Raw genomic sequence first — 19928 nt, forward strand, 5'->3', positions numbered from 1 at the left:
GCAGGGGGTCTTGCTTTATGCGTCTGATGGCTCAGGGCTCGCCGCGGTCGAGGGGCAGCTGCAGCTCGAAGTGTTGGGGCTGCCCATGCTGAATGACTCGCACGGGATCGGCGTTATAGGCCCATGGCTGGTGAGGCAACCAGTGATCGAGTAGATAGGCATGCAGGATGGGCAGCAGCGCCAGATCATCGAAGGCTATCGAGGCGGCCAGGGTGCCGGGGCAGGTGAGGCGGCGGTGATAGGGGCTCGGTGGCCAGGGATGGGTGCCCTGGAGTCCGATATCGACGCGCTGACGATGCCTCGGGGTGATAGCGGGGTCATCCGGCAGCAGGAAAGCGGCGCCTTCCAGGAGGGGCGCCTTGGGGGTGGAGGGGATGCCTCGATACTGCTGCCATAGGTGCGGTAGTGACGGGGGGTTAGGGAGGCCATAATGGCGAATGGCCCATAGGGAGATGGCTGGCCGTTGCGCCACGCTGACAGTATGGTGCGGACCCTTTGTCGCCGGCGTGTCATGACGGCGACGAAACCCCGAGGGGCTGATGCCAAAGTGGTGCTGGAAGGCGCGGCTGAAGATGGCGTGGCTACGAAACCCGCAGCTCGTGGCGATATCGATGACTCGAGCACGGCTGCGAAGCAGCAGGCTGGCCGTCCGCTCCAGGCGAAGGGTATTGCGGTAGCGGGCCGGTCCCATGCCGAAGTGCCGGAGAAAATGCCGCCGGATATGGGACTCCGAATAGCCCAGGTAAGTGGCCAGCTCGCTGATGGTGCAGGCCTGGGTGGTGGTATTGTCCAGCCAGAGTTCTGCAGCGCGAATCTCGGCGGTTACTCTGTCGTCGAGCATCATAGGATTATTGACTCTGTCTTTTTGGACACTTGTCACCCACTCGTCTTGTTTTCTTCATTTTTCTGGCAGGCCGAGTCTCTCGGCACTTGAAGGAGATACTGGTTAAGGAGCTCAGGAGGTGTGGTTCCACAGGAGCGAGAGGGTTGTTGGAACTGCAAAGCAGTCATTGCTTTTTTATTTGATAATTAGTGGGTGGAAAATACCATGACCTAACTGTGAGGAGTGACGTAGTCCCTCCTCTCTCTGGCGTGTAAGCCATATCTCAACTTCTTGTCCCGTGCCTTTCTGAATGGCGCGATGTCGGCATACGCTTAGCTCACAGCAAAACCCCCAATAATGAATCAGTGAGGATAGCGTTATGCGTGCGAAGGGAACTCGTCTTCTTCCTCTGGCTGCCCTGGTGGCCGCCATCTCTCTTGCCGGTTGCAGCGGAAGTAGCAACTTGACCGTTCCGGGCGGTGGAAACGATAGCGCTGGCGGTGGTGGCAATGGCGGCGGTAGCTATAACGGCGGCGGCGATAACGGCGGCGGTAGCTATAACGGCGGCGGCGATAACGGCGGTGGTGGCGATAACGGCGGCGGCGATAATGGTCAGGTGGCCGGTGGCAGTATCGAGCAAGTTGTTCAAGACACCAGCGATGTCACTCAGGGGCTGGGGGATAGCGTCGTGGTGCTCGGCGACGGCTTGAGTCAGCAGGAGATCCCGTTGGTCGGTGGTGTTACCGACGGCACAGGCCAGGTCCTGGTGCATCTGGGGGATGGCGTTAACAGCCTCTCTGACGGCCTGAGGGATGGACTGGGCAGCTTTACCGAGAACGACAATGCCTTGGGTACGACGCTGGCCGGTGCCACCGGTACCGTCTCCGATAGCGGGCGGGCCGTGGGGGCCCTTGGCGATACCGTCGAAGCACTTAACACCCTGCCTGTGTTGATGCAGGTCGATGCCACTACCGGCTTGGTGACGACGCTTGGCAAGACCGTTGGCGACCTGGGGGCAACCGTGACCGGCGTCGGTGATGTGCTGACCCTGACCTTGACCGACGAGAATGGCCATCTGGCCGGCTTGACCAGTGAGCTGAGTGCGGTGGTGCGCCCGGTTCTCGTTTCTGTCGAGGGCACCACGCAACACCTTGGCGATGCGTTGATCGTGGGGCCGGTGGCCAATGACCTGCTGGGACAAGTGGGCGGCGTGGTGGTTGACCTGGGAGGGACCCTGGGTGGCAAGGACCCACAGCTCGCCGGCCTGGGTGGCACGGTAACCGGTGCCGGCAACCTGGTGGGCGACCTCGGTGGGTTGCTGACCGCGGGGGGCGATGGAGGCCTCTTGGATGGCGGTCTGCTGGGCAGTGAGGCCGGGCTCGTGGGTGGCCTGCTGAGCAATGATGGAGGCTTGCTGGGTGGGCTGACCGGCGACCTGTTGGGCGGTGAAGGTGGCCTGACCGGCGGCCTGCTGGATGGCGACGGCGGCCTGCTCGGCGGCGATGCTGGCCTGCTGGGTGGTGTGACCGGCACCGTGGATGGCCTGACTGGTGGCCTGCTGGATGGCGACGGCGGCCTGCTCGGCGGCGATGCTGGCCTGCTGGGCGGGGTGACCGGCACCGTGGATGGCCTGACCGGCGGCCTGCTGGATGGCGACGGCGGCCTGCTCAGCGGCGATGCTGGCCTGCTGGGCGGGGTGACCGGCACCGTGGATGGCCTGACCGGCGGCCTGCTGGATGGCGACGGTGGTCTGCTCGGCGGCGATGCTGGCCTGCTGGGTGGTGTGACCGGCACCGTGGATGGCCTGACTGGTGGCCTGCTGGATGGCGACGGTGGTCTGCTCGGCGGCGATGCTGGCCTGCTGGGTGGTGTGACCGGTACCGTGGATGGCCTGACAGGCGGCCTGCTTGGCGACGAAGGCGGCTTGCTAGGCGGTGATGAGGGGCTAGTGGGCGGCGGCCTGCTGGGCAGCGTGACCGGCAGTGTTAGCGGTAGCGTGGAAGGAGGTGCGGAAGGCAGTGTGGAAGGGAGTGTGGAAGGCGGTCTGCTAGGCGGCGTGACCGATACCGTGGATGGAGTGGTCGGCGGTCTGTTGGGTAGCGATGATGGCCTTCTCGGCGGGGGGCTGCTCGGCGGGGGATTGCTTGGAGGGAAGTGATAAATGGAAGAGGTGGCGGAGTGACTCCGCCACCTCTTCTCTTCGTGCCTTCGAGTCAGAGAGCCTGATGGTTTGCCCTTGAATATCACTGTCGCTGTAAGTTTCTGGCTGGTGATTCGCTTGGGCTATTGATCCTGTCTCTTGTAAGAGATCTCTGATTCTTGGCGATATAAATAATAAGTAATAAATATGCTGCTGTTGTTCTTCGTCGAGTCCGTGAGCTGCTCGGCGAAGGATAGGGATGTCATTCAAAGGAAACTGCCATGAATATTAAAGGAACTCGTCTATTTCCCCTGGCCGTGCTTGTCGCTGCTATTTCAATGGCCGGTTGCAGCGGGAGTTCAACACTAACATTGCCTTCGAGTGATGGCGGTATTGCGGATGGGGGAGATAACGGCGGTGGTGATAACGGCGGCGGCGATGATGGCGGCGGCGATGATGGCGGCGGCGATAACGGCGGTGGTGATAACGGCGGTGGTGATAACGGCGGCGGCGATGATGGTGGCGGCGATGATGGCGGCGGCGATAACGGCGGCGGCGATGATGGCGGCGGTGGCGATGATGGCGGCGGCGATAACGGCGGCGGCGATGATGGTGACCAGGCTGGCCTTACCGTACTGGAGAGGATGGTCCAGGACACCGCTGATGCCGGCGATGGGGCAGGTGATACCGTTACCGTGCTCGGTGAGGGGATCAGCCAGCAGGAGCTTCCGCTGATTGGCTCGATGACCGATGGTGGTGGCGAGGTGCTGGTCCATTTGGGGAGCGGGGTAAATACCTTGGCCAGTGGCCTGCGGGATGGCTTGGGTAGCTATGTCACCAATGACAATGCCCTGGGGACGACTCTCGGTGGTGTTACCGGCACCGTGGGTGATGCCGGTCACGCCGTGGGCACCCTGGGAGATACCGTGGCCGCGCTGAATACCCTGCCGGTGTTGATGCAAGTGGATGAAGCCACGGGGCTGGTTACCACCCTGGGTCAGACGGTGGGAGAACTTGGGGCCACGGTATCGACCCTGGGCGACTCACTGACGCTCACCCTGACCGATGAAAATGGCCATCTGGCCGGCCTTACGACCGAGCTGACGGGGGTGGTGCGCCCGGTATTGCTCTCCGTGGAAGGGACGACCCAGCAGCTCGGGGATGCCCTGGTGATTGGGCCGGTCGCCAATGGCCTGCTTAACGAGGTGGGAGGTGTCGTGGTCATGTTGGGTGACACCCTGGGCGGTCGGGATCCGCTGCTGGGTGGTCCCGGTGGAACCCTAGGCGGCGTGGGGCAGCTGGTGGCCGATACCGGTGGCCTGCTGACTGCCGGGGAGGCTTCTGACCTGCTGGAAGGTGGCCTGCTGGGCGGTAACGGTGGTCTGCTCGGCGGCGAAGGCGGCCTGCTGGGTGGGGTGACCGGGAGCGTGGATGGCCTGACTGGCGGCCTGCTGGGCGGTGGCGGCGGTCTCCTCGGCGACGAAGGCGGCTTGCTGGGTGGGGTGATAGGTGGTGAGAGCGGAACCGTGGATGGTCTGACTGGCGGCCTGCTGGGCGGTGATGGTGGCCTCCTCGGCGACGAAGGCGGCTTGCTGGGTGGCCTGATAGGTGGTGAGAGCGGAACCGTGGATGGCCTGACCGGCGGCCTGCTGGGCGGTGATGGTGGTCTGCTCGGCGACGAAGGCGGCCTGCTGGGTGGCCTGATAGGTGGTGAGAGCGGAACCGTGGATGGCCTGACCGGCGGCCTGCTGGGCGGTGATGGTGGTCTGCTCGGCGACGAAGGCGGCCTGCTGGGTGGGGTGACCGGGAGCGTGGATGGCCTGACCGGTGGCCTGCTCGGCGACGAAGGCGGCCTGCTGGGTGGCCTGATAGGTGGTGAGAGCGGAACCGTGGATGGTCTGACTGGCGGCCTGCTCGGTAGCGAGGATGGCCTGCTGGGTGGTGTGACCGGCACCGTGGAGGGCCTGACCGATGGCCTGCTAGGCGACGAAGGCGGCTCGCTGGGCGGTGATGAGGGGCTGGTGGGCGGCCTGACCAGTGGTCTGCTCGGTAGCGAGGATGGGCTGCTGGGTGGGGTGACCGGCACCGTGGATGGCCTGACCGGCAGTCTGTTGGGGGGTGGTGGTCTGCTGGGCGGTTCGTCCGGCGCTAGCGACTAAGATCGTGGCACTTGGCTCCGGGGGCAATCCCCCGGAGCCAGCCAGGGTCGACCGCCGGACATTTCTTGACAGTAGGGCTGGTGTGAGTCGCTATTCTTTGGTAGATACTAACTTACAATCAAGGCAAAGAATAATTATAGTGGGTGCCGAAGAGCGCCACTGGTCCAGGGAAAGGATATATGAACGCAATCAAAGGACTGGCGCAACCAAGCGCCGCCAATGCAGCACGATCTCCGCTTCTTGCCATCACGGCAGCTGGCCTGATGAGCCTGGCTGTTACCTCCCATGCCAGCGACTCCCCGTCTCTGGTGGATGAGCGACAACCCACCCAGGTGCCCGGGCTGGAGCAGATGCGCGAGGCCTCGGAGCGACGTACCGCCACTCAAGTGTCTCTGCCTCAGGTCGCGGGTGCTATCAGCCGCGAAACTCAGGTCTCGGTATCTCATCTCGATTTTCGTGGCGGTACCGTCTTCGAGCTCGATGATCTCGCCAGTGGCATGAGTCCCATGCTGGGACAGCGCGTGACCGTGGGCGAGCTGATCGATGCCGTCGAGGCGATCACGCGTCGCTATCAGGACGCGGGCTATCCGCTCTCCTATGCCTATCTACCCGACAATAACTTCCGCAATGGCGTGGTCACCGTGGTGGTGGTCGAGGGCTATATCGCTCGTACCGAGATCGCCATCGACAAGGCCTCGGTGGCCAGTCGAGTCCAGCGTCTCGCCGAACGTATCATCGATGAGCGCCCGCTGACCCGGTCCACTTTCGAGCGTTACACCACCTTGATGGAGAGGATCCCGGGAGCCCAACTGGCGATCAATGCGCCGGTGCCGCGCACGCCCAGTGGCGGAACGACCCTGCGAGTGGAGGAGCGCAGCATGCGCGCCCTGGATGGCGGCCTCTCGCTGCAGGGTGGCGATGAAGACGATATCCAACTGCTGGCCAACCTGACCCTGCAGTCCAATACCCGTTACGCCGAGCGGTTGTCGCTGGCGGCCCTGTTGCCGATCGATGGTGACGATGAGTTCTATGCCGCCGAGTACCAGCAGGAACTGGGCACCGATGACCTGCGCCTCAGCCTCGCGGGTAGCCGTTTCGAAACCGAAGAACCGACGGGTGTCAGCCTGCTGGGCAACGAGCAGGCACGGGAGGAGAAGATCACCGAGCGTTATCGTGCCGGACTCGATTATCCGCTGTACCTGTCGCGGGAGTTCAGTTGGTACCTTGGTGGCCAGGTCGATCACCATCATCAGCGCAGTCTGTTCGTCGAGGAGGGGCTGTCCCTGCTGGAGCGACGCCTCAATTTCTCCGCCCTGGAGCTCAATACCCGCCTGCAGCGGGCCAGCCAGGAGCGCATCCTCGAATGGCGCGGAGACCTTCGCCAGGGGGTCGACCTGGGGGGCAACCGTAACCGCCTGAGCAGCGCCTTCGTGTCGGTCAATCAGCCGGAGGACCTGCACTTTACCCGCCTGGGAAGTCAGGCACGCTGGGTGGAACGGCTGGGGCCCCGCTGGCGCTTGACCAGCCGCGTCGCCGGTTTCTGGTCCAATGACACCCTGCCGTCGCCGGAGCAGGGCAATTACGGCGGCAACCGTTTCGGCCGCGGCTATGGCGATAGCCAGGCGGAAGGCGACTACGGCGTCGCCGGCGAGATCGAGCTGCGCTATCTGCAGCCGGTGGCCAGCGACTGGCTGGGGTCGGTGGAGCCTTACCTGCTGATCGACGGCGCCCGCACGCGCTTCAACGAGCGGGATACCGAGCATGAGATCGCCTCGGCGGTGGCGGGATTCGAGCTAAGCCAGGGTAGCCTCTATCGCCTGGGGATCGAATATGCTCAGCCCATCGGTGATCGGGACCTGGATACCGATAGCCGCGATGGCCGGATCAATGCCCGGATCAGTTGGAATCTGGGCGGCTAGAAGATGGCGGCCGGCGGCGCGATCGTCGAGGAGTCCGTTGACGCTTCGTTTCGCTTCGGCATGGCGGGGCGTCAAGAAAAGCACCACTTTGGGGTGGTAATGCAGAAAATAGCCCCGCACCAATAAGGGGCATTGGTTAACGCAGGGAGTGGTAACCATGAAAAAACTGATCGAAAAGACTAGCCGATTTACCCAGTGTGGCGCCGTGGCCATGCAGCTGAATCGCCCGAAATTTCGCCGGCAGCAGGGGGCCAGTGCGATCGAGTATGTGGTAATTGCGGCGGTAATCGCCTTGGGTATCTTTTTCTTGGGGGGGGAAACCATTCTTAGCGGGTTTGAATCCTTCTTCCAGCGCGTTTCGGATGTATTGACTAATGCCGGTTCAGGTGATGGCTCCACCTGAGGGTGGTAATTAATAAAAGGGTCAATCAACTCGCAGGGAAATGCGTATGTCCCCCAATCTACTTAAGGGTATCGCCGCCGTCCTGGTGGCGATTGCCATCGGCCTGGCCTTCGCCGGTTGGCAGCTGACCCGAGACCTGCCGCCGGCCATGGAGCCGGCCCCGGTGGTGGAGGTGCCCTCGCAAGAGGCGGCCCTCCCCGGCTTTCCCGTATTAACCGCCGCCAAGCGGCTCGATATCGGTACCCGCCTCGAGGCTCGCCCCGAGGCGGGGGATCCGCTGCTGCGCACCGTCGACTACCCGGTAGAGGTGGTGGAGAGTTTCGCCGACCTCTCCGAGGTGGAGGGGCGTATCTTGACTCGCCCCCTGGCGCCCGGGGATATCCTGCGCCCCGAGCATTTCGCCCTCGGCGGGCTGCTGGCCGAGGCGGTGCCGGCCGGCAAGCGGGCCCTGGCGGTCAGCATCGACGAGGTGATCGGTGGCGGTGGCTTTATCGCCCCGGGGGATCGCGTCGACGTCTTCTACTATGCCCAGGCCAATGGCCAGGATCGCGCACAGCTGGCACGACGGCTGTTTCGGGACGTCGAGGTGCTGAGCTTCGGGGCCGACCTGCGTGGCATGCCCGCCGATGGCGATCAGGGCCCCCAGCGTAGCGGCCGTACCGCGGTGTTGGCCCTGGACGAGGATCAGGCCCCTCGGTTGCTGCTGGCGGAGACCACCGGTCGCCTGCGCCTGGCGGTGATCGGGGCCAGCGAACGGGCCGAAGGGCTGGCATCTCCCCGGGACAACGGGCTTGTCCCCGATGGGCTGCCCGGCCTGAGGCGCGCCTCCCTGGAAGCCGGCGCCGACGAGGAAGCGGAAGAGGAGATGGGGCCCGCCGTGCTCTTCCAGGAACTGACTCGGGTCGAGGCCGGGGAGCGGCGCCCACCGGCGGCTTCCTCTCCGGCACCGCATCGCTCAGGCGCACCCTCCGGACGCCAGGTGATCCAGCATGTGGGTGGTGAGACTCGGGTCGTGCAGGTGCCCGGCAACTGATCTATCCAGACTATTTTTCGGCATGGTCTTATGCCTATAAGGATGTTGATGCATGTCTATCTCGACGGCATATGCTTCTTTCTCTCGCAGCGTTTTCCTGTTGGCGATCCTGCTGGTGGCCCTGGCCGCCCAGGCGGATGTGACGCCCCCCAGCGATCGTATTATCGGCCTGGTGGTGGGCGACCAGCAGCGCTTGTCCCTGCCCCAGTCGGTGGCACGCACCGCCATCGGCTCGGGACAGATCGCCAATGCGCAACTGGCGAGTGATCGTGAGCTCTTGATCACCGGCCTGGCTAGCGGCGCGACCTCGCTGCGGGTCTGGTTCGAGGGCGCCAATGAGCCGCGCCTCTATCGGATCGAGGTAGCGCCCAGCGGCTCCCTGGGGCTGGAGGGGGAATATCAGCTCAGCCAGGCCTCGGGGGTGCCGCGGATGATCGGCGATACGGCGAGCCTGGATCGCCATGCCCAGGCCCGTGAGCGTTTCGAGGGCCAGCCGCTGGTGGATGCCAGCCGCCAGGTGGGGCCGCTGCAGGTGCAGGCCGATATCCGGGTGATCGAGGTCAATCGCCGTCGCCTGGAGTCCGCCGGCTTCTTCCTCGGCCGCGATAATGGCGGCAATACCCAGTTCGCCATCGGTAATACCGGCAGTTCCTCGGCCTTTATCAACGACGGCAGCCTGGTGCCGCCCCTGTCCGACGGGTTCTCGATTATCGGCGGTAACGCCAACCGGGGCATCCTCGGCGCCATCAGCGCCCTGCGCAACAACGGCTTCGCCTATACCCTGGCCGAGCCCAGCCTGGTGACCCTCTCCGGGCAAAGCGCGACCTTCCTGGCCGGCGGCGAATTTCCCTTCCCGGCGCGCAGTCGCGATGGCGAGGTAACGGTGGAATTCAAGGAGTTCGGGATTCGCCTGCAGTTGACCCCCACAGTGCTCGACGAGAATCGCATCATGCTCAAGGTGGCCCCGGAGGTCAGTGAGCTCGACTTTACCCGCAGTATCCAGTCGGGAGGGGTTCAGGTGCCGGCACTCAATGTGCGGCGCACCGATACCACCATCCAGTTGGGTAATGGCGAGAGCTTTATCATCAGCGGCCTGGTCAGTAACAACACCCTGCAGAACGTCGACAAGATTCCGGGGCTCGGTGATATCCCGGTGCTGGGGGCCTTCTTCCGCTCGACCCGCTTCGAGCGAGACGAGAAGGAGCTGATCATGATCGTCACGCCACACCTGGTGGCGCCGATGGCGGCGGGCACCACCTTCGATGACCTGCCCGGCGAGACCCTGCGTCGCTATGATCCCACTTTCCTCGAGCTGCTCTTCGATCCGCAGGATGCCCGTGCCATCGAGCGTCTGGGCGAGGTCGGCTTCTCACGTTAAGGGGGAAACCATGCCTTTGAAACAATTCCAGCGTGGCCGCGGTGAGACCAAGCGCACCCTGGTGGATGCGGACGATCCCGCCCTCAAGAACGACCTTCATCAGGCGGTGATCGAGCGGCTCGAGGACGAGAACGGGCTCCTGGAGGATGAGCCCACGGCGATGCTGATGCGGGTCGAGGGCCTGGTTCGCGAGTATCTGGATGCCCGCAATCTGATGCTCCTGCCCCAGGCATTGGAGCCCCTGACCCGGGAAGTGCTGCATGAGTTGACCGGTTTCGGCCCGCTGCAGCCGCTGCTCCGTGACGATGGCATCTCGGATATCCTGATCAATGGCCCGCGGCGGATCTTCGTGGAACGGGACGGCATCCTCAGTCAGGTGCCGGAGCGCTTCCTCAACGATGCCCATGTGCTGCGGGTGGTACGGCGCATGCTGGCCCCCCTGGGGCGGCGCCTGGACGAGTCGAGCCCCATGGTCGATGCGCGTCTGCCGGATGGTTCCCGGGTCAATGTGATCATTCCGCCGCTGGCCCTCGATGGTCCCTGCGTGTCGATCCGCAAGTTCCGTCGCGAGGCCCTGACGGCAGAGGACTTGATCGCCAGCGATGCGCTGAGCGCCCCCCTGATGAGCCTGCTGCAGCAGGCCGTTCGTGAGCGGCGCAATATCCTGATCAGCGGGGCCACCGGCTCCGGCAAGACCACCTTGCTGAATATCCTCAGTCGTGAGATTCCCCATCACGAGCGGGTGGTGACCATCGAGGATGCCGCCGAGCTGCAGTTGGGCAATAGCCATGTGGTGCGCCTCGAGACCCGCGCCCCCAATAGCGAAGGGGAGGGCGAGGTCGGTGCCCGGCAACTGGTCAAGAATGCCCTGCGGATGCGACCCGACCGGGTCATCCTGGGGGAGAGTCGGGGCGACGAGGCCCTGGACATGCTGCAGGCCATGAATACCGGCCACCTGGGCTCCATGAGCACGGTGCACGCCAATTCGGCGCGGGATGCCCTGGTGCGCCTGCAGATGATGGTGCGCCTGGCGGGGTTCGAGGGCACCGATGGCCTGGTCAACCAGATCATCGCCACGGCCCTGGATCTGGTGGTACATATCACCCGGGACGCCCACGGGCATCGCCATGTGGTGGAGGTGCAGCAGGTGCAAGGCCTCAAGGGCGGGCAGGTGGCCCTGAAGCGCCTCTATCATCGCGATGATCGGCGGCTCGGTGTCGATATCGACTGGCGCAAGCGGATCGAGGAGCCGGCATGAGCCCTTGGCAGTTATGGTTGATTACCATGGCGCTGCTGCTGGTGGCCGCCGGGTTGCTGTGGAAGAGCGCCGAGCACCAGAGCGACAAGGCGCTGGGAGGGGATGGCCTGCCCAACCGCCGGCGACGCCTGCCAAGGGACTCCCTGCAGGAGGTGGTGCTGGACTACCTGCTGGCGGCGGGTATCCACCTGAGCGGCCGGGGCTTGCTCCTGGTCGGCGGGCTGCTGCTGGTCGCGATACTCGGCATCCTGCTGATGTTCGGCAACCGTCTCGGTGCGCTGCTGGTGCTGGGCGGCCTGGTGGTGATCAACCTCGGGCTCGGCCTGCGCGCCCAGCACCTGCGTCAGAAGATTCGTGATCAGTTGCCCAATTTCATGGAGCAAGTGGTTCGCGAGATCGGCGTGGGCGCGACCCTGGAGATCGCCTTCCGGCGCAATGTGGCGCGCGTGCCGCTGCCCCTGCGGGATGCCCTGAGTCGTATCGCCGTACGCCGGGATCTGGGCATGGAGCTCCATGAGGGCCTGCAACGCGAGGCGCAACTGCTCAAGATCCATGAGTTCGACCTGCTGGCCACGGCGGTGGAGGTCAATCAGGTGCACGGGGGCAGCCTCAAGGAGATCCTCGGTAGCTTCGTGGAGTTGCTGCGCCAGCAGGAGCGGGGGCGTCGGGAGCTCAAGGCCCTGACCGGTGAGACCCGAGTCACCGCGGTGGTGCTGGCGGGCATGCCCGTGGCGTTGGCCGGTTTCATGCTGGTCAGCAACCCGGAGTTTCTTACGCCGATGCTGGAGAGTCCCGGGGGCCAGGCGGCCCTGTGGGTCGCCCTGGGGCTGGAGCTGGGGGGCTGCTTTACCCTCTGGCGGATGTTGCGTTCGATCTAGATTTACCGAGGTTTTGTACGAAAAGTCGGCGAGCGCAGACAGGTTTCGTACGGAGCCCAGAGCGCCGGACAGGCGCCATATATGGCAGGGACAAGCGAATGGCGGTATTTCTTATCTTGGGCGCCCTGACCCTCCTGCTTGCGGCCTGGGTCTGCTGGTTGGCGGCACACCGCGAGACGGCCCAGGCGCAACGGGAAACCGGGGAGCCGGGGTGGGACTTTCATGGCAGCGAGCGGGATTCGCTACCGAACGCGGCCGGGCAGCAGGCCATGCAGCGTCATCATGCCTATCTCGAGTCCCGTCTGCTGGGCGGCGGACGCAGCCTATGGCGTCAGCAGGCCAGCCGGCGGCCCTGGCTGGCCGAACTGGCGCTGATCCTGCGTCAGGCGGGCTTTATCGGCACCCGCGCTCAGGTCCAGATCATGGGGGCGGTGCTCCTGGTGGCCCTGGGGGCCGCGGCCTGTGGCACTCTCTATGGCTGGCAGCAGGGGCAGCCCTGGTCGCGTGCCGGCCTCGGCGGCGTGGCCTTCGGCCTGCTGGCCTGCGTATTGGGCTGGTGGTGGATCAAGGCCTGTCGTGCCCGGCGCACCGCTCGCCTCGAGGAAGAGGTGGAGATGGTGGTCCAGGTGACGCGCATGTTGTGGGATGCCGGCATGACCCTCGAAGGGGTGCTGCGTAGCCTGATCATCAACCTCGGCCCGATCGCTCCGGAATCGGTACGCGAGCTGCGTCTGGCCCTGCAACGCATCGAGGCCGGCCAGGCCCGGGAAGAGGTATTGGAGGCGCTGGCCGAAGTGCAGCGCTGCGAGGGCCTCCAGGACCTTCTCAAGCTGCTGGCCCAGGTGTCGGCTTCCGGGGGCGGGGCGCGTCAGTCGCTGATCTCGCTCAGTGCGCTGATTCGCGATCGCCGCCGCACGCGTATCCAGGAGGTCGTCACCAAGCTCTCCGGCAAGATGTCGCTGGTGATGATGCTGTTCCTCTTTCCGGCGTTGCTGATCGTGCTGACCGGGCCGGCGGTGGTCAATCTGGGTGGGCTCTTCGATGCCCTGGGGAGCTAAGCATGCTGGCAAGACGCTACCTTCACCGCCTTTCACCACTGCTCATGGTGGCCCTGCTGGGCGGTTGTACCACGACCACGACCCTGGTCTCCGATGCGCGGGTGCCCAGTGAATCACCCAATGAGGTCAGGGGGGCCTGTGGGGCGCATTACGGGGGCGAAGTGGGGGTCCAGCTGGCGATGATTCGCCAGCAACTCGACGACGAACGTCCCCGGGCCGCGCTCGCCTATCTCGATACCTACGGTTTCGACTATCCGGATGCCAAGCTGCTGCGGGCCGAGGCCCTGCGCCGTATCGACGAGCGAGCCCTGGCGGACCGCGTCTATGGGGAATTGCGCCACACCTGCCTGGCGGCGGATGCCTATCGGGGCCTGGCCCTGAATGCGGCAAGCCGCGGCGCGCTCGACGAGGCCCTGGCGTTGATGCAGTCGGCCCGGGATCGGCGTCCCGCGGATGCCCGGATCCGTAACGACCTCGGTTATCTGCTGCTGTTGGGTCAGGATCATCGCGGGGCTCGCCAGCAGTTCCTGACCGCTCTCGAACTCGATGAAGGCCAGCGTAACGCGGCCACCAACCTGGTGCTTAGTCTGATGCAGGAGGGCCGCCAGGACGAGGCCGAGCGCATGGCGCGTCGCTACGGGGTGGATAGCGCCCTGTTGGCGCAGCTACGCCAACTCGAAACCAACAACTGACGGTACGATACCAGCGTACGCAAGGGGTTAGTCATATGAACGGATTCACCAAGATCTCCGCTTTCTGCCTGCTTGTTCTTGGCATGAGCCTGGGCGGCTCGGCACTGGCCCAGGACACCACGGTCTCACCGCAGGCCGGGGCCATCACCCGCGACGGTGAAACGGCGCCTCGGGTCACCACCGGCTCCCGCTCGGTGCAGGGCATGCTGGCGCTGCAGCGCAGCCAGCAACTGGCCTCGCCGCATCGGCAGTATGTGACGGGGGACGTCCAGGCGCGCATCTACCGGCGCTATCTGGAGAGCTTCTCTCACCCGATTCCCGAACGCTATATCGACACTCGCTTTACCAGCGAGTAACGGGGCATGGCCATGACACTTTACCGCAGGGAAGCGGGTCCCCGCCGCCAGCGGGGGGCCATTGGCCTGATGGCCGCCCTGGTCATGTTTCTGCTGATCGCCTGCGTCGTGGTGGCCCTGGATACCGGTCGCCTCTACCTGGAGAAGCAGAACCTCCAGCGGGTCGTCGACCTGACCGCCTTGACGGTGGTGGCGGAGGCCGAGGAGAGCCTGGCGGGTATCGGTCAAGCCACCCTCGAGGAAGCCGCTAGCCGCAATGGCTTCGAGGTCGGCAGTGAAGAGGAGGGCTACGAGCGGGAATGGGCGATGGAAGCCCCGCGGCTGGGTGGCCTTTGTCGCCTGACCCGAGGGGAGGAAGGGAGTGCCTATACCCTTCGCGAGTTTACGCCTATTCCTGATGGCCAGACGCTGATCGAGTGCGCAGATGTTGAGGGGCGCAACTACGAGCCCGGCATCGCCGGACGCAATGCGCTCCAGGTCACCGCGACCCTGGCGACTCGGGCCAGCCTGGTGGAATCTGTGCTGGGTACTACGACGGTGGAAATGCAGGCGACTGCCACGGCCCAGCGCCCAGCCAGTGATATTGCCTCCTTCAGCGTGGGATCCCGGTTATTGAGCGCCGATGGCAGCGGCCTATTGGGCGCCATCTTGCCAGGCCTCGATGTGTCGGCGGTGGGGTACGAGGGGCTGGCCAATGCCTCCGTGTCCCTGCACGAGCTGATCGACCTGGCCGCCGACGCCGGCACGGCCAGCGGGCTTATCGATGGTGTCAGCCTCAACCTGGCGCAACTGGCCAATATCAGTGAGCTACAAACTCTGAGTCGGGACAATAACGTCTCCGACTCGACGTTGTCGGCGGGAGTCGACCTCTTTGCCGATGCGATCAACCTCTTTATTGACCTGGGACTGGATAGCGTCGAGCTCGCCGAACTTATCCTGGTCGACCCTGCCGCCGAAGAGAGCGCCCTGGATGCTCAGGTAGGGCTGTTGTCGCTGCTCGAAGCCATGGCCTTCGTGGGTAACGGCCAATTTATCGATGTCGAGGAACTGGGCGTCGATCTCGGCCTGCTGGGTGGTCTTGATGTGGTGCTCGATGTGATCGAGCCGCCGCGTATCGCCATCGGCCCGATTGGCTGCGCCGATGGCTCCCAGGGCGCCTGCGGGGGGCAGTGGCGGACCGAGGCGCGTACGGCGCAGGTCAAACTGGGGATCGGCGCCGATGTGAATGTCCCCCTGCTGGCGGATGTCGGCATTCGCCTGGGGGTGCTGGCGGCCGGTGCCCGCGCCGGCATCGATCAGGTCGAGCCGGATGGAGAGAGTCACCAACTGATGGTCTCCGCCTATCAGCAGCCGACGGATATCAAGCTGGATCTGGATATCGATATCCTCGGTACCCGGGTCTCCGACCTGGGTGAAGTTGGACTGGCTTCTGGAATTACCTCGTCACTTGGCATTGGGCAGCACTCTCCCTTGATTGGAGGGGTGGTGAATGCAGCTAGTGGGTTGTTAGATGATTTATTGAGCTCTTTTGGAAGCCTGTTAGGAGTCGTGCCTACGCTAGATGAGGAGATCAGTCAGGGTGGCAGCACCATCAGTTGGCAAGACGACCTCGAGACCTGGCTCGCCGACCTGGAACAAAGCTGGGGGGGCAGCATAATGTCGCCCCGGCCGGGCCTGGGGGCCTGGCCGGCCGAGGCGCCCGAGGATTATCGAATCACCTTTACCGGCACCTCTTCCGATCTGACCTCGGCGATTACCCAGGCGCTGGATGAGATCGATCTCGGTATCGATGTATTGGGGGTTCCCCTGGGGGGGCTGGTCACACCCGTGGTCAGTTTGGTGGGTGATGTCCTCGAAGGAGTACTGACCGATATCCTGGCCACCCAGGTACTGGAGCCTTTGCTGCAGCAACTGGGCCTCAATGTTTCTGGCGCTGACGTAGAGATCCTCAACTATCAGCCCGGTAACCAGGGCGCGGAGCTGGTGCTATGAAACGATTCGCCGACAATCGCAAGCAAAGAGGCGCCGTGGCCATCGAGTTTGCACTGATCTTTCCGCTATTCCTGATCATTCTCTATGGGATCATCAGCTATAGCATCTACTTCGTCGCGCTGAATGACCTGAACCGCCTTAGCGGTGAGGCGGCCCGGTCGGCAATTGCCCTGGAACGTCAGGATAGCGGCTTGCCGGAGGGTGCGGCCATTGGCAACCTGGTCGAAGACCTGGTCAGTGAGAGAGCCGTGTTCAAGGGGCTGATTGCTCGCTGCGACGAGGGCGAATTTTTCCCTGATAAGGAGAGGGAACTTGTCGTTTGCTTGCAGATGAATCAGGAAGCCTTTCCCCTGCCGGTAATTGAGGACTTCTTCGGGGTCACTATTCCTGACTTGAGTAGTTCAATAATACGCTCTCGGGTCAGCCTATGAAGTATTGTCGGTCGGCTCTTGGTTTGCTGTTACTTCTCCTCGGCTGGGGCGGTCAGGCCCTGGCCGCCCATCAGACCCTGGTGATCGCCCCGGGCAGCCCCGGCCATCGTCAGGATGCCACCCTGGTGCAGGCGCTGGTCGATGAGATCGAGGCGCGGGGGAGTCAGGTGGAGGTAGCCTATCTACGCAACCAGGGCGGGCGGGGCCTGCCGGCGGAGCAGGCCCTGGCCCTGGCCCGCGGCATGTCCGCCTTGCGTGTCATCCTGTTGCATGACCCCGCCGTGGCCTTCTATCGGCGCCATGCCGATTCCCTGGGCGCGATGGCGGCGGTGGCCTATGGGGCCTTCGATCCCGAGCATCGTGACTGGCTCGTCGAGCAGGACATACCCCTGGTGGACCTGCGCCCGGTCTTGCAACGCAGCCTCGCCTGGGTCGCCCACCTGGAGGATGCCCCCCTGGTGCTCTGGGGAGAGGGTGAGGCCGCCGCGCTGTCTCCGTCCATTGCCGGGAGCACCGAGCTGGCCGGGCGCCGGCTGCGCTGGGAGCGGCTGGGTCGTGATGCCTTGCCGTGGGCCGAGCGCCGCCTCGCCAGTGGCGAGGTGGTGCGGGATATGGGCTTCCTGGTGGCGTCTCCCACCCCCGAGACACGGCAGCGAGCGGATGTGCTGCGTCGCCAGGGCTGGCACCTCTGGTGCCTGGATCCGGCCTGGCTGGAAGCCGGTTGCCTCGGTGGGGTCATCGTCGATGAGGCGGCGGCGGCCAGCCAACTGCTGGATGCCCTGGCCGAGGAAGGGGGCGGCGTGCAGCCCGCGGCCGCCGTGCCCCGTGTTCACTATACCCAGCGCCAACGGGTCGCCGGTCAGGGCGTTGCCACCTTCGGTATGAGTGAGGCCCTGGCGGAGCGTCAGCGGCGTGGAGGCTGGCTCGTCGGCGTGGCGCTGGCTGCCGGCGTGTTGGCGCTGCTGTTGTTGCTCGTGGCCGGTTGGGCGGAAGTGCGACGCCGTCGGCGTCGACGCCTGCTGCAGCTGGATGAGCGCACTCGGCTCCCCGAATGGCCGGCCCTGGCGGCACGCATGAATCGCTACCTGCACCAGGAGTACCCCTTCCAGCTCTGCTGGGTCGGTTTCGATCGGCTGGCCCAACTGGAGGAGTCCCAGGACCCTGCCCTGGTGAATCGGCTGCTGCCCGCCGTGGCCCGGCGTCTGCGCAAGCTGGTGGGTGGCCAGGCCTACCTGGCGCGTCTCGAGGGTGGCGCCTTCGCGATCATGGCCTTCTTCACCGATGAGGCCCAGGCCCGGCTCTTCGTGGAGCGTCTGCAGCGGGGACTCAATGACAGTATCGAGCTGGGCGGCGAGCGGCATCTGCTGCTGCCGCGACTGGGGGTGGTCGAGAGCCAGGGGGAGGGGGATAGCCCGCGTAACCTGCTGCGGGCGGCGGCCAGCGCGGCGGACCGGGTATTGAGTGATGGTGAGCGACGCCCCCGCTGGTTCCGTCCCGGCGAGCTGGAGGCGGCCAGCCAGCAGGCGGCCCTGCTGGATGAGCTCGGCCGAGGAGTCCGGCATCCCGCGGAGCAGTTCCTGATCCGGGTCAACCCCTGCTATCGCTTGGGCAATCGGCGACTCGCCGGTGGCAGTTTTCAGCTCGAGTGGCAACATCCTCGCTGGGGAGTCATCGCGCCCGGGACCTGGCGCCCCTTGGCCCGCATGAGCCAGGAAATCCTGGGGCTCGAGCGCTACCTGCTCAGCGCCGGCCTGCGCCAATTAGGCGAAGGAGCGCCGATGCCGGGGCTGAGCTGGAGCTTCCCGATCAGTGCCCAGCACCTGGAGTCGCCGATGTTCTGCGATTGGCTGGAGGCCCGCTGCGAGGAGCGGGGCGTGCCCCACGGCAGCATCGAGCTGTGCGTGGACGGGCTGTCGCTGCCGCCGAGCGACGTTGCCCTGCAGAACCTGCATCGACTCCGTGAGCTCGGGGTGGGCCTTTCCATCGAAGGGGGAGAGGGGGGCGCCGAACTGCTGGCGCTGCTGCGCCTGCCCTTGACCGTACTTCGCCTGCCCGGGGATCTGGTGCGGGGCCTGCCCGGTAATCAGCGGGCCGTGTTGTTGCTCAAGGGCATCCGCGAGACGGCGGTGATGCTGGGCGTGAGGGTAATCGTGACCGAGCTCGACAATGCCGATCGTCTCAGCTGCGTGCGCGGCCTGGGCTATCAGTGGGGCAGTGGTCCCCTGCTGGGGCTCGCCGAGCCACTGGCGTCATTGCTGCAGCGGCAGGCCGATCCCATGACCCGGGAGTAACCGCTCTCCGAGAGTGAGAAACCCATAGGCCCCGCCGAGGCGGGGCCTATGGGTTTCTATGGGAGTGAATCAGTGGAGGGCCACCTCGACCACCTCATAGATACTCTCGGGGCCGGGTTCCGCCTCGGGGGGCGAGGGCGTTTCCTCGGCCTCACGCAGCACCGCCACCGGCTGGCCGCTGGGCTGCTCCACCGCCTGGCGAAGCTGGGCATAGTCGATGGGCGGCTCTTCGTCGCCGAAGGCGCGGCTCAGCACTTCCAGGGCATTGAGTACCGGCTCGAAGCTCGCCTCGTTCTCCTCCAGGGCCGGATAGGCCTGCACCATCAGGGTGTCGCCATCCCAGCCCGCCTTGAAGGGCTGATCGACGATATTGACCCGGGTGCCGTTGGGCACGCGCTCGTAGAGGCTCTCGATATCCTCCGGGAACATGCGGATGCAGCCCCGGCTGACCCGCATGCCGACGCCGTCGGGCTGGTTAGTGCCATGGATCAGGTAGCTGGGCAGGCCCAGCAGGATGGCATGGCGGCCCAGGGGGTTGTCGGGGCCCGGCGGCACGATGGCCGGGGCCGGCTCGCCACGGGCGGCGGCCTCCTCGCGCATCGACTGGGGCGGCGCCCAGGCCGGGTCCTTGACCTTGACGGTGGTGCGGGTCACGCCCACCGGGGTGGAGAAGCCGTCACGGCCCACGCTGATGGGGTAGGTCTCCACGCGACTCGGATCATTGGCCGGGTAGTAGTAGAGGCGCAGCTCCGAGAGGTTGATCACGATGCCTTCCCGGGGGGCATCCGGCAGCACGAACTGCGACGGCAAGACGATTTCGGTGCCCTCGCCGGGATACCACAGGCTGACTCCCGGATTGGCGCGCTGGATCTCGTCGAAGCCGAGATTATGGCGTCGGGCGATATCCAGCAGGGTGTCCTCTTCCTCGGCGGTGACGGTGCGTACCTCGCCGATCACATCGCCCTGTTCGGGAAGCGGATGGTGGCCTCGGGGCAGCTCATCGGCCCAGCCGAGGCCGGGCGCGAGCAGGGCCAGGGAGAGGGAGAGGGAGAGGGGGGCAAGGCCCCGGTATAACGGTCTCATGGTCAATTCCTATTCTTTGCCATCATGGGCGGCC

Annotated in this window: 17 protein-coding genes; 14 read left to right on the top strand and 3 right to left on the bottom strand. The window is 65.0% G+C overall.

The features are described from left to right. Positions 1-31: 31 nt before the first annotated feature. Positions 32-844, bottom strand: a complete 813-nt coding sequence (locus tag ACZ5EF_RS08050) for a helix-turn-helix transcriptional regulator (RefSeq protein WP_346060623.1) — start codon at positions 842-844, stop codon at positions 32-34. A gap of 442 nt (positions 845-1286) precedes the next feature. Between ACZ5EF_RS08050 and ACZ5EF_RS08055 the strand changes: the two genes are divergently transcribed. Further along, positions 1287-2981 (top strand): collagen-like triple helix repeat-containing protein, encoded by a 1695-nt coding sequence (locus tag ACZ5EF_RS08055; RefSeq protein WP_346060622.1) that lies wholly within the window; start codon positions 1287-1289, stop codon positions 2979-2981. Positions 2982-3328: 347 nt separating this feature from the next. On the opposite strand, the gene ACZ5EF_RS08060 is transcribed toward ACZ5EF_RS08055, so the two are convergent. Next, the gene (locus ACZ5EF_RS08060; RefSeq protein WP_346060621.1) at positions 3329-3739 is read right to left on the bottom strand and encodes a hypothetical protein; all 411 of its coding nucleotides are present in this window, start codon (positions 3737-3739) and stop codon (positions 3329-3331) included. Here ACZ5EF_RS08060 and ACZ5EF_RS08065 point away from each other — a divergent pair. The 13 genes from ACZ5EF_RS08065 (at position 3707) to ACZ5EF_RS08125 (ending at position 18811) form a co-directional block, all read left to right on the top strand. Further along, on the top strand, positions 3707-5122 hold the full coding sequence (locus tag ACZ5EF_RS08065) for a collagen-like triple helix repeat-containing protein (protein ID WP_346060620.1): 1416 nt from the start codon (positions 3707-3709) through the stop codon (positions 5120-5122). The two genes, ACZ5EF_RS08060 and ACZ5EF_RS08065, sit on opposite strands and share 33 nt — an antisense overlap. A gap of 263 nt (positions 5123-5385) precedes the next feature. Continuing rightward, positions 5386-7041 (top strand): ShlB/FhaC/HecB family hemolysin secretion/activation protein, encoded by a 1656-nt coding sequence (locus ACZ5EF_RS08070; RefSeq protein ID WP_346060619.1) that lies wholly within the window; start codon positions 5386-5388, stop codon positions 7039-7041. 157 nt (positions 7042-7198) lie between these two features. Then, positions 7199-7444, top strand: a complete 246-nt coding sequence (locus tag ACZ5EF_RS08075) for a Flp family type IVb pilin (RefSeq protein WP_346060618.1) — start codon at positions 7199-7201, stop codon at positions 7442-7444. Between the two features lie 46 nt (positions 7445-7490). Next, complete coding sequence (cpaB, locus tag ACZ5EF_RS08080) at positions 7491-8477, top strand: Flp pilus assembly protein CpaB (RefSeq protein ID WP_346060617.1); 987 nt, start codon at positions 7491-7493, stop codon at positions 8475-8477. A 52-nt stretch (positions 8478-8529) separates the two neighbouring features. Beyond that, positions 8530-9855 (top strand): type II and III secretion system protein family protein, encoded by a 1326-nt coding sequence (locus ACZ5EF_RS08085; RefSeq protein ID WP_346060616.1) that lies wholly within the window; start codon positions 8530-8532, stop codon positions 9853-9855. 10 nt (positions 9856-9865) lie between these two features. Then, the gene (locus tag ACZ5EF_RS08090) at positions 9866-11113 is read left to right on the top strand and encodes a CpaF family protein (RefSeq protein ID WP_346060615.1); all 1248 of its coding nucleotides are present in this window, start codon (positions 9866-9868) and stop codon (positions 11111-11113) included. Further along, positions 11110-11991: a type II secretion system F family protein gene (locus ACZ5EF_RS08095; protein WP_346060614.1), complete on the top strand. Its 882-nt coding sequence runs from the start codon at positions 11110-11112 to the stop codon at positions 11989-11991. The genes ACZ5EF_RS08090 and ACZ5EF_RS08095 overlap by 4 nt, the downstream gene beginning before the upstream one ends. A 98-nt stretch (positions 11992-12089) precedes the next feature. Next, a complete protein-coding gene (locus ACZ5EF_RS08100; RefSeq protein WP_346060613.1) occupies positions 12090-13049 on the top strand; it encodes a type II secretion system F family protein in 960 nt (319 codons plus the stop codon). A 2-nt stretch (positions 13050-13051) separates the two neighbouring features. Then, complete coding sequence (locus ACZ5EF_RS08105; RefSeq protein WP_346060612.1) at positions 13052-13741, top strand: tetratricopeptide repeat protein; 690 nt, start codon at positions 13052-13054, stop codon at positions 13739-13741. A 35-nt stretch (positions 13742-13776) separates the two neighbouring features. After that, positions 13777-14097 carry a DUF3613 domain-containing protein gene (locus tag ACZ5EF_RS08110; protein ID WP_346060611.1) on the top strand — a complete coding sequence of 107 codons (321 nt, stop codon included), beginning with the start codon at positions 13777-13779 and terminating at the stop codon, positions 14095-14097. A 6-nt stretch (positions 14098-14103) separates the two neighbouring features. Continuing rightward, complete coding sequence (locus ACZ5EF_RS08115) at positions 14104-16089, top strand: pilus assembly protein TadG-related protein (RefSeq protein WP_346060610.1); 1986 nt, start codon at positions 14104-14106, stop codon at positions 16087-16089. Next, positions 16086-16520 carry a TadE/TadG family type IV pilus assembly protein gene (locus tag ACZ5EF_RS08120; protein WP_346060609.1) on the top strand — a complete coding sequence of 145 codons (435 nt, stop codon included), beginning with the start codon at positions 16086-16088 and terminating at the stop codon, positions 16518-16520. Before ACZ5EF_RS08115 ends, ACZ5EF_RS08120 begins: the two co-directional genes overlap by 4 nt. Positions 16521-16543: 23 nt before the next feature. Continuing rightward, a complete protein-coding gene (locus ACZ5EF_RS08125; protein ID WP_346060608.1) occupies positions 16544-18811 on the top strand; it encodes an EAL domain-containing protein in 2268 nt (755 codons plus the stop codon). A gap of 69 nt (positions 18812-18880) precedes the next feature. On the opposite strand, the gene ACZ5EF_RS08130 is transcribed toward ACZ5EF_RS08125, so the two are convergent. Next, positions 18881-19894, bottom strand: a complete 1014-nt coding sequence (locus ACZ5EF_RS08130) for a L,D-transpeptidase family protein (RefSeq protein ID WP_346060607.1) — start codon at positions 19892-19894, stop codon at positions 18881-18883. Positions 19895-19928: the final 34 nt, after the last annotated feature.

This window comes from Bisbaumannia salifodinae (assembly GCF_055388505.1).